Annotated in this window: 8 protein-coding genes; 5 read left to right on the top strand and 3 right to left on the bottom strand. The window is 64.2% G+C overall.

Annotated elements, in window-relative coordinates; translation table 11 throughout:
• The first annotated feature begins 51 nt into the window (after positions 1-51).
• The 3 genes from P0R31_RS35545 (at position 52) to P0R31_RS35555 (ending at position 2,925) form a co-directional block, all read left to right on the top strand.
• Positions 52-327 (top strand): FeoA family protein, encoded by a 276-nt coding sequence (locus P0R31_RS35545; protein ID WP_275519423.1) that lies wholly within the window; start codon positions 52-54, stop codon positions 325-327.
• A gap of 37 nt (positions 328-364) precedes the next feature.
• On the top strand, positions 365-2,236 hold the full coding sequence (gene feoB / locus P0R31_RS35550) for a ferrous iron transporter B (protein ID WP_275519425.1): 1,872 nt from the start codon (positions 365-367) through the stop codon (positions 2,234-2,236).
• Positions 2,237-2,427: 191 nt separating this feature from the next.
• Positions 2,428-2,925: a GNAT family N-acetyltransferase gene (locus P0R31_RS35555; RefSeq protein ID WP_275519427.1), complete on the top strand. Its 498-nt coding sequence runs from the start codon at positions 2,428-2,430 to the stop codon at positions 2,923-2,925.
• Positions 2,926-2,940: 15 nt separating this feature from the next.
• On the opposite strand, the gene P0R31_RS35560 is transcribed toward P0R31_RS35555, so the two are convergent.
• Positions 2,941-3,243, bottom strand: a complete 303-nt coding sequence (locus P0R31_RS35560; RefSeq protein WP_275519429.1) for a DUF417 family protein — start codon at positions 3,241-3,243, stop codon at positions 2,941-2,943.
• 276 nt (positions 3,244-3,519) lie between these two features.
• Between P0R31_RS35560 and P0R31_RS35565 the strand changes: the two genes are divergently transcribed.
• Together P0R31_RS35565 and P0R31_RS35570 are read left to right on the top strand one after the other, a co-directional pair.
• Positions 3,520-5,034, top strand: a complete 1,515-nt coding sequence (locus tag P0R31_RS35565; protein WP_275519431.1) for an ATPase domain-containing protein — start codon at positions 3,520-3,522, stop codon at positions 5,032-5,034.
• Positions 5,031-6,737: an ATP-binding protein gene (locus tag P0R31_RS35570; RefSeq protein ID WP_275519433.1), complete on the top strand. Its 1,707-nt coding sequence runs from the start codon at positions 5,031-5,033 to the stop codon at positions 6,735-6,737. Before P0R31_RS35565 ends, P0R31_RS35570 begins: the two co-directional genes overlap by 4 nt.
• 45 nt (positions 6,738-6,782) lie before the next feature.
• Here the strand turns inward: P0R31_RS35570 and P0R31_RS35575 are convergent, their stop codons facing one another.
• Both P0R31_RS35575 and P0R31_RS35580 read right to left on the bottom strand, forming a co-directional pair.
• Positions 6,783-7,025: a hypothetical protein gene (locus P0R31_RS35575; protein ID WP_036024966.1), complete on the bottom strand. Its 243-nt coding sequence runs from the start codon at positions 7,023-7,025 to the stop codon at positions 6,783-6,785.
• Positions 7,026-7,056: 31 nt separating this feature from the next.
• Entirely contained in the window at positions 7,057-8,175 is a 1,119-nt protein-coding gene (locus P0R31_RS35580; RefSeq protein ID WP_275519435.1) for a DUF2336 domain-containing protein, read from the bottom strand.
• Between the last annotated feature and the right edge of the window lie 319 nt (positions 8,176-8,494).

Genomic DNA, 8,494 nt, shown 5'->3' on the forward strand with positions numbered 1-8,494 from the left:
TCGGCGGGCGGGCACGCTTGACCTCGATGCCCTGCGTTGAAAATACAGGGCATGACCGACTCCATTGATACGCGTTCGCATATGCCGCTGGGCTTGGCCCAGCGCGGCTATACCGGCGTCATCCAGCACCTCGCCGCCAAAGAGGCTGGCTCGGCGCTATCGGACGTCGAGCTCGAGAGCCGCCTGATCGAACTCGGCTTCGTCGAGGGCGCCCGGGTCGAGATCCTGCATGAGGGGCTGGTCGGACGCGATCCGATCGCGGTACGGGTCGACAACATCACGATCGCGGTCCGCCGTCGCGAAGCCATGGCCATCATCGTCGCCTGACGCGCGACCGGAATCTTGCCCCCAGGCCCTTGATCCCATGGAAGCACCGCTGCTGCATCTCGCCCTGGTCGGCACGCCCAACAGCGGCAAGACCTCGCTGTTCAACGCGCTGACCGGCAGCCGGCAGAAGGTCGCGAACTATCCCGGCGTCACGGTCGAGCGCAAGGAAGGCTTCTTCGTCACCCCGCTCGGCCGCCAGGTCTCCGTGGTCGACCTGCCCGGCACCTATTCGCTGCGCGGCCGCAGCCCGGACGAGGAGATCACCCGCGACTTCGTGCTCGGCAAGGCCTCCGGCGAGACCCTGCCCGATCTCGTGCTGTGCGTCGCCGATTCCACCAATCTGCGCCTGACCATCCGCCTGCTGCTGGAGCTGAAGCGCACCGGGCGGCCGATGATCCTCGTGCTCAACATGTTCGACATCGCAAGCCGCCGCGGCATCACCGTCGACGTCGAGCGGCTCGCCAAGGAGCTCGGCGTGCCCGTGGTCACCTCGATCGCGGTGCGCAAGGGCGGCACGGCCGACCTGCTCAAGCTGACCGACGAGATTTCCGCAGCGCTCGCCGCCGAGCCGGTGGAGAACAGCTGGCGCGCGCTCGGCGTCTCCGAGCTGCGCGCCACCCAACGCGAGGCCGACCGCATCATCGCCGACTGCGTCAGCCTGCCTGCTCGCCCCGACACCTGGACCGCACGGATCGACGCGATCGCGCTGCATCCGGTCGGCGGGCTGATCGTGCTCGCGCTGATCCTGTTCGTGATGTTCCAGGCGGTGTTCGCCTGGGCGCAGCCGGCGATGGAGCTACTGAAGTCCGGCTTCGACTCGCTCGGCGAGCTGGTGCAGGCCACCCTGCCCGACGGCTTGCTGCAAAGCTTCCTGCAGAACGGCGTGATCTCCGGCGTCGGCAGCGTCATCGTGTTCCTGCCGCAGATCATCCTCATCTTCCTGTTCATCCTGCTTCTGGAAGATTTCGGCTACATGGCGCGCGCGGCGTTCCTGATGGACCGCATCATGGGCGGCGCCGGCCTGCACGGCCGCGCCTTCATTCCGCTGCTGTCGAGCTTTGCCTGCGCCATTCCCGGGATCATGGCTACGCGCGTCATCGACAACAAGCGCGACCGGCTGACCACGATCCTGATCGCGCCGCTGATGACGTGCTCGGCGCGCATTCCGGTCTATACGCTGATCATCTCCGCCTTCATCCCGGCCAAGGACGTCTGGGGCTTCATCAACCTGCAGGGCCTCGTGATGTTCGGCCTCTATGCCGCCGGCATCATCAGCGCGCTACTGGTCTCGTTCGTGATCAAGTTCTTCATGATCCGCGACTATGCACCGGCGCCGTTCATGCTGGAGCTGCCGGACTACAAATTGCCGCGCCTGAAGTCGGTCGCGATCGGTATCTTCACCCGCGCGAAGATGTTCCTGTACCGTGCCGGCACCACGATCTTCTCGATGATGGTGCTGATCTGGTTCCTGGCCTCGTTCCCGCAGCCGCCCGCGGGCGCGACCGAGCCCGCCATCGAGTTCAGCCTCGCGGCGATGATCGGCAAGGCGCTCGAACCCCTGCTCGCCCCCGTCGGCTTCAACTGGCAGATCGCGGTGGCGCTGATCCCGGGCATGGCGGCGCGCGAGGTCGCGGTCGCGGCGCTCGGCACCGTCTATGCGATCGAGGGCGGCAACGAAGCGGTCGAGCAGATCGGCCAGGTGCTGGCGACGAAATGGTCGCTCGCGACCGCGCTGTCGATGCTGGCCTGGTACATCTTCGCCCCGCAATGCGCCTCCACGCTCGCCGTGATCCGGCGCGAGACCGGCAGCTGGGCCTGGATGGGGGTCACCTTCGCCTACATGCTGGTCCTGGCCTATGCGGCGAGCCTCGTGACGTACAACGTCGCGGTCGCGCTGGGGGCGGGGTAGCCCCCTTCCGAAACAAAACTGCGAAAACAACCCCATGCACAGTAGACCTGGGGTCGTGAAATCAATGGGTTGCGCGCAAGGCAAGAAACATCCGCCGTCGCCCGTTGACCCGTCGGGCAAAACAGGGGCAAGATGCCATGATCAGCCCGCAGCGATAGCAGCATGAACGACGACACGCCTCGGAAGCGGCCGTGGACCATTTCACCACCGACCGCCTGACCGCCGAGCGATTGCACGAGGATCACCTCGCCGACTTCGTCGCGCTGCATCACGACGCCGAGGTCTCCCGTTATCTCGGCGGGGTGCGGACGGCCGAGGTCACAAGGGCCTATCTCGCGACCAACATGGCCCATTGGGACCAGCACGGCTTCGGACTCTGGACACTGCGAACGAAGGACGGGGCCTTCGCCGGACGGGCGGGCATTCGGCACATTCTCGTGGACGATGTCGACGAGATCGAGATCGCCTACGCATTCAAGCGCGAATTCTGGGGCCAGGGATTTGCAAGCGAGATCGCGGCTGCGATGACGGACGTCGGGCTGTCGCAGTTGAAGCTGTCGTCCCTCATCGGCATCGTGAATGTCGGCAACGGCGCATCCCGCCGCGTGCTGGAGAAATCGAACTATCTCCTCGAGCGCAGCACGAACCGGCACGGCGAGGATGTCGTGATCTACCGCGCCCGCCGGTGAAACACCGTCCGGCGCTCAGCCGGCACGCAGCCGAACTAGCGATTGCGGCAGCGATGCGAGAAACAGCACCGCGCAAACGCACAACAGGACGATGTCCTTGAAAAGGAATTCGCCGGTCAAATTCCAGGCCATCGGATCCGACGACAGGTTCCACGTCACGACACAGGGCGTGGTGAAGAAGAACGACCAGGTGATGGCGAACGTCGCCATGCCCATGAGCGGGCCGAGCGCCGAGAGGACCGGGCTGAACGCACCGGCCGCGAGCAGCGCCGCAATCACGAATTCGGCGACGCCGAGAAAGTACGCCTCTCCCCTCACGTCAGGTGCGCGTAAGGCGTGCGAGAGGACGTGTGTTAAATTCTGAACCGAAGCCGCGCGTCAGCGGGCGCAGTTTGCACAGATCCACGCTCCGGGCTCGATACCCGGCAAGGGCGATCCGGACGGCGCCGCGCAGGCGCAGATGCGGTCAAGCGGAACCCAATCGTCCTGCGTGAGTTCCTTAGATGAAACACTTTTTCAATCCTGACGCTGGGCATCGTCCTCATCCGCCCGTCAGGAACTATCGTCAGAATTCAGGAGCTTGCGAGGGGGTTCATGACTGGTCAATCCGCGGCTGCCCCAGGCAGCGACCTCAAGGATATGCCGCGAGTTTCGACCGGCAGCGAAGGGCTGGACGATATCCTCGGCGGCGGTCTCGATGCCAACCGGATGTATCTCTACGAAGGCCGGCCCGGCACCGGCAAGACCACGATTGCGCTCCAATTCCTTCTTCGGGGCGTGCGCGATGGCGAACGCGTGCTCTACATTTCGCTCTCCGAGACCAAGCGCGAGCTCACCCTGGTCGCGCAGCGGCACGGCTGGTCGCTGGACGGCGTCGACATCTTCGAGCTGGTCCCACCGGAAACGACACTCGATCCAGAGCGGGAGCTCACGGTTTTTCATCCCGCCGAAATGGAGCTGAGCGAGACCACAAATCTTATCTTCAAAGAGGTCGAACGGATCAACCCCACGCGCGTGGTGCTCGACAGCCTGTCCGAGCTGCGCCTGCTTGCCCAAAACCCGCTCCGCTACAGGCGCCAGGTGCTCGCCTTGAAGCATTTCTTCACCCACCGCAACTGTACCGTTGTCCTGCTCGACGATCTGTCATCGTCCCAGGACGATCTGCAACTGCACTCGATCGCGCACGGCGTGGTGATGCTCGAGCAGCTCGCGATCGACTACGGCTCTGAACGGCGGCGGCTTCGCGTGATCAAGATGCGCGGGATCCGTTTTCGTGGCGGTTTCCACGACTTTACGATCGCCGAAGGAGGACTGCGGATCTTCCCCCGGCTCGTTGCTGCCGAACATCACAAGAGCTTTTCCGGCGAGCTCACGCTCAGCGGCAACGCCGAGCTCGATCAACTGCTGGGAGGCGGCCTCGAGCGGGGCACCAATGCCCTTCTGATAGGCGCTGCGGGCGTGGGGAAGTCTTCGGTCGCGCTGACCTATGCGATCGCGGCTGCCGAGCGTGGCGAGCATGCCGTATTCTTCGCCTTCGACGAAGGTCGCGGCACGGTGGAAGCTCGTGCGCGAACGCTCGGCCTGGATCTGGAAAAACATATCGAATCGGGGCGAATTAGGTTTCAGCAGATCGATCCTGCCGAGCTTTCGCCAGGCGAGTTCGCCGCGAATGTGCGCAGGAGCGTTGAGATCGACAATGCCCGCGTTGTGGTCATTGACAGCCTGAACGGTTATCTGAGCGCGATGCCCGATGAGCGGTTTCTCATCCTGCAAATGCATGAGCTCCTGAGCTATTTGGCTCAGCAGGGTGTGCTCACCATCCTGATCCTGGCTCAACATGGGTTGGTCGGGCCGATGGATTCGCCGGTCGACATCAGCTATTTGAGCGACGCGGTGCTGATGCTGCGCTATTTCGAGTTCGGCGGAACGGTGCGGCGCGCCTTGTCGGTGGTCAAGAAGCGCAGCGGTAATCACGAACATACTATTCGCGAGTTTCGGCTCGGCCGCACCGGGATCAGGCTCGGCCCGCCTCTCCAGAATTTCAGCGGCATCTTTTCTGGCAACCCACGTTATACCGGCACGGAAATTCCGGAAGGACCGGCCGAATGAGCGCCGACCGGGATCACCGGATTCTGGTATTTGCTCCGATCGGGCGCGACGGACCGGCATCGGCCGAGCTTTTGCGCGGCGCGAATCTCGCGGCCATCAACTGCAGAAGCCTGCCCGAACTCGTCAGCGAAATGACCGCTGGCGTGGGCACCGTATTTTTGGCCGAAGAGGGATTGTTCGGCAAGGATACCGGGCCGCTGGCGCAATGGATCGTGGGCCAACCGCCGTGGTCCGACCTCCCTTTTGTCGTCCTCACCAGCCACCGGGAGCAGCCAGCGGTCGTCGCCTGGCGGCGCAGCATCGTCGAGCTCCTCCGCAACGTTTCGCTGCTCGAACGACCGGTTCAGCCGATCACGCTGACCAGCACCATCCAATCCGCATTGCGTGCACGCCGGCGTCAATACGAGATCCGGGCGCTGCTCGAGGCGCGCGAGCAGACGGCGCAGGAGCTCGAGAAGCTGGTGATCGAGCGGACCAAGGCGCTGGAGGAAGCCAACAAGCAGCTTCGCCTCGAAATTGAAGAGCGCGCACGCGTGGAGGAAACGTTGCGCCAGGCTCAGAAGATCGAAGCCATCGGCCAGCTCACAGGCGGGGTGGCGCACGACTTCAATAATCTCCTGATGGTGATTTCCGGCGGCCTCGACATGCTCGACCGCCAAGGCGATCCGGCCCGGCGCCGCCGCTTGATGGACGGCATGATCCAGGCGGCACAGCGCGGGGCGAGCCTGACCAGGCAACTTCTGGCATTCTCGCGGCGGCAGAAGCTCCGGCCGGAGCCCGTCGACGTCGCCGCGCAGATCGGCGGAATGCGAGAACTGCTCGATCGCAGTCTGAGGGGTGACGTCCATGTCGAATTCGACTTTCCGGAGCAGCTTTGGCCGGTGGAGGTCGATCCCGGCGAGCTCGAGCTCGTCATTCTCAACCTGGCGGTCAATGCCCGCGACGCCATGCCCAATGGCGGCACAATCATCGTGCGCGGCGAAAATTTACCCGACCTGAACGACGGGGAAATCGCCGGTGACTATGTCCGCTTGTCCGTCGTCGACACCGGTGTCGGCATGCCCCCGGAGATCATCTCGCGCGTGTTCGAGCCGTTCTTCACGACCAAGGACGTCGGCAAGGGGTCGGGGCTTGGGCTCGCACAGGTCCACGGATTTGCGACGCAATCGCGCGGCACGGTGCGAATTCAATCGCAGGTCGGCCGGGGCACGAGCATCGAGCTGTACCTGCCGCGATCGTTCGATGTTCCTGCCGGCGAGCGACACCTCATCGACCTCACCATGATACGGCCGAAAAAGAGCAATCAGGGACAGGTCCTGCTGGTCGAAGACGATGACGAAGTTGCCACGCTCGTCGGCGAGATGCTCGGCCAGCTCGGCTACGAGGTCACGCGCGCTTCCAGCGCCGCGGCAGCGCTTGGGGCCCTGGCGGACGGCCGTCCCATCGATCTGATCTTCTCCGACATCATGATGCCGGGCGGCATGAACGGCGTCGAGCTTGCGCGCGAGATCAAGAAGCGACGAAGCGACATACCGATATTGCTGACCAGCGGATACGCCGAAGCCTCGGTCCATGAAGCGGAGCGCGCGGGTATCGAGATCCTGCCCAAGCCCTATCACATCGACGAACTGGCCGCAGCCTTGACCGCGGCGAAGTCAGGTCTTCGGCGCGATGCAGGCTCCAAGCGCTCGAATTCCTGCTGAGAGTCGTTCGCGGATTACGCTACGCGCCAGTCTGCGCGCGATCTCTTACCTGAAATATCCCAGCACGAGATCGACGTCCGCGCTGCGGGCCGCCGTGCCGTTCAGCTCGGCGTCGATGACGCGGCGACAGGCGTCCACCGCGGCGTGGTCGCCGAGGTCGTTGGCGGCTTCCAGCACGAGCCAGGCGGCGTCCACCGAGGCTTTGTCCGGAGCTGCGCCGCCGAGATCGGTGGCGCCGGCATTGGCGAGATTCTTCTTGCGAACGGCGGTGCCGAATTGAGGCAACATTGCAGGTACTCCCCTCTCCTCAGTGGACCTGTCAGTGGACTTGAAGTTCGGGCTGACGGCCCGCATCGGCACCCGCGCCGGTCTTGCGCGACTGGTAGAACTTCAGAATGCTGCGCGACGTCTCGATCTTGAGCCGGCCGTACTCGCGCTCGTTGTCCTGGAGCTCGCGCGCCGTGATCAGATGATCCTTGGCGCCGAGGAACAACAGCGACATCGTGGTGTCCCAGGAGAAGTCGAGCGCCTTGCACAGCACCAGTATCATCTCACGATTCCGGTCCATCAACGCGCGCTCGATCACGTCGACCGGCAGCGCCGACAGAAGCGACAGGCCGATCTGCACCTCGTCGAATCGGTGCTGGCGGGCGTAGTTCGAGATCGAATCCTGGTTGAGATTGCCCTGGCGATACTGCGTCGTGACCACGCGCTTGGCGACGAAATAAGTGCGCGAGGACGGGCCGAACTTGGACTGGAGATCGCCGGTGACCTCGGTGACCGAGCTCTGGATCTGCGACATCATCTCGGGCCGCTCGGTCTCGAGGCGGCGGCGAACGTCTTCGGAGGCTTTCGCGATCAGCTGCTGGAAGATGTGGCGCGGCACGTCCTTGCGCAGGCCGAGCTGCTCGGCAAGGATCGAATCGCCCTCGGCGCGGCGGACCATGTGCAAGAGACCCGAGCCGGAGAAGCGCGCGCCCTCGTTCTTGGCGACCGACGTCACGACCTCCTGGTTGCCGCGCTTGACCAGCACGTCGGTCACGGCTTCGCCGATCGACTGGCGCTGCGAGATCGCCAGCAGATGCGCCTGGCCCTTGGTCATGGCGCTCTGGACCAGCATCTTCTCGTCGATGCGGTTGGAATCGCGCAGCACGGGACCGGCGACCGCGATCTCGTCGTCGAGGGCGAGCCTTTCGATGACGTTGAGCGGGGCGTGATCGCAGGCCGACATCACTTCGGAGAGCTGCGCGCGCGCTGCCACCTCGATCTCGTCGGCGAGCCGGCCGATCACCTCGCCGAACATGCTGATCTCGTCGTCGCTGTAGCGGCCGGTGATCAGGATGTCGGTCGCATGCCACAATGCACGCGCCCGGCTTTCGTCGGTGCCGCGCGCGATCGCGTCGTCCAGATCCTGCAGAAGCGATTTCGCCCCGTTCATCTCGATCACCCCAGTTCTTGGCAGCCCGTTGGCGAGCCGTCCCGCCGCTCCCGGCGCGACGCCGAATTCCTCTGGGAACCCACGCTAGAGATGAAACGCGAGAATTCAGTAAAGTCGGCAAATCAGTTTTGCCGACGAAAATTCGTTCAAATGCGAGGGAATGGATTAAGAGGCAGGGAAGATGCTGCGCAGGAGGTGCGCTCCCTCTCCCGCTTGCGGGAGAGGGTTGGGAGAGGGTGTCTCCGCAATGGGATAGCCCCCTAGAGGAGAAAGCCCTCACCCGCGCCTTCGGCGCGACCTCTCCCGCAAGCGGGAGAGG

This window comes from Bradyrhizobium yuanmingense, from assembly GCF_029167105.1.
Classification (GTDB): Bacteria; Pseudomonadota; Alphaproteobacteria; order Rhizobiales; family Xanthobacteraceae; genus Bradyrhizobium; species Bradyrhizobium yuanmingense_A.

Excerpts from the sequence above, each read along its gene's own strand:
- P0R31_RS35545 (WP_275519423.1), top strand. The coding sequence starts at position 52 with ATGACCGACTCCATTGATACGCGTTCGCATATGCCGCTGGGCTTGGCC.
- feoB (WP_275519425.1), top strand. The coding sequence starts at position 365 with ATGGAAGCACCGCTGCTGCATCTCGCCCTGGTCGGCACGCCCAACAGC.
- P0R31_RS35565 (WP_275519431.1), top strand. The coding sequence starts at position 3,520 with ATGACTGGTCAATCCGCGGCTGCCCCAGGCAGCGACCTCAAGGATATG.
- P0R31_RS35570 (WP_275519433.1), top strand. The coding sequence starts at position 5,031 with ATGAGCGCCGACCGGGATCACCGGATTCTGGTATTTGCTCCGATCGGG.
- P0R31_RS35575 (WP_036024966.1), bottom strand. The coding sequence starts at position 7,025 with ATGTTGCCTCAATTCGGCACCGCCGTTCGCAAGAAGAATCTCGCCAAT.
- P0R31_RS35580 (WP_275519435.1), bottom strand. The coding sequence starts at position 8,175 with ATGAACGGGGCGAAATCGCTTCTGCAGGATCTGGACGACGCGATCGCG.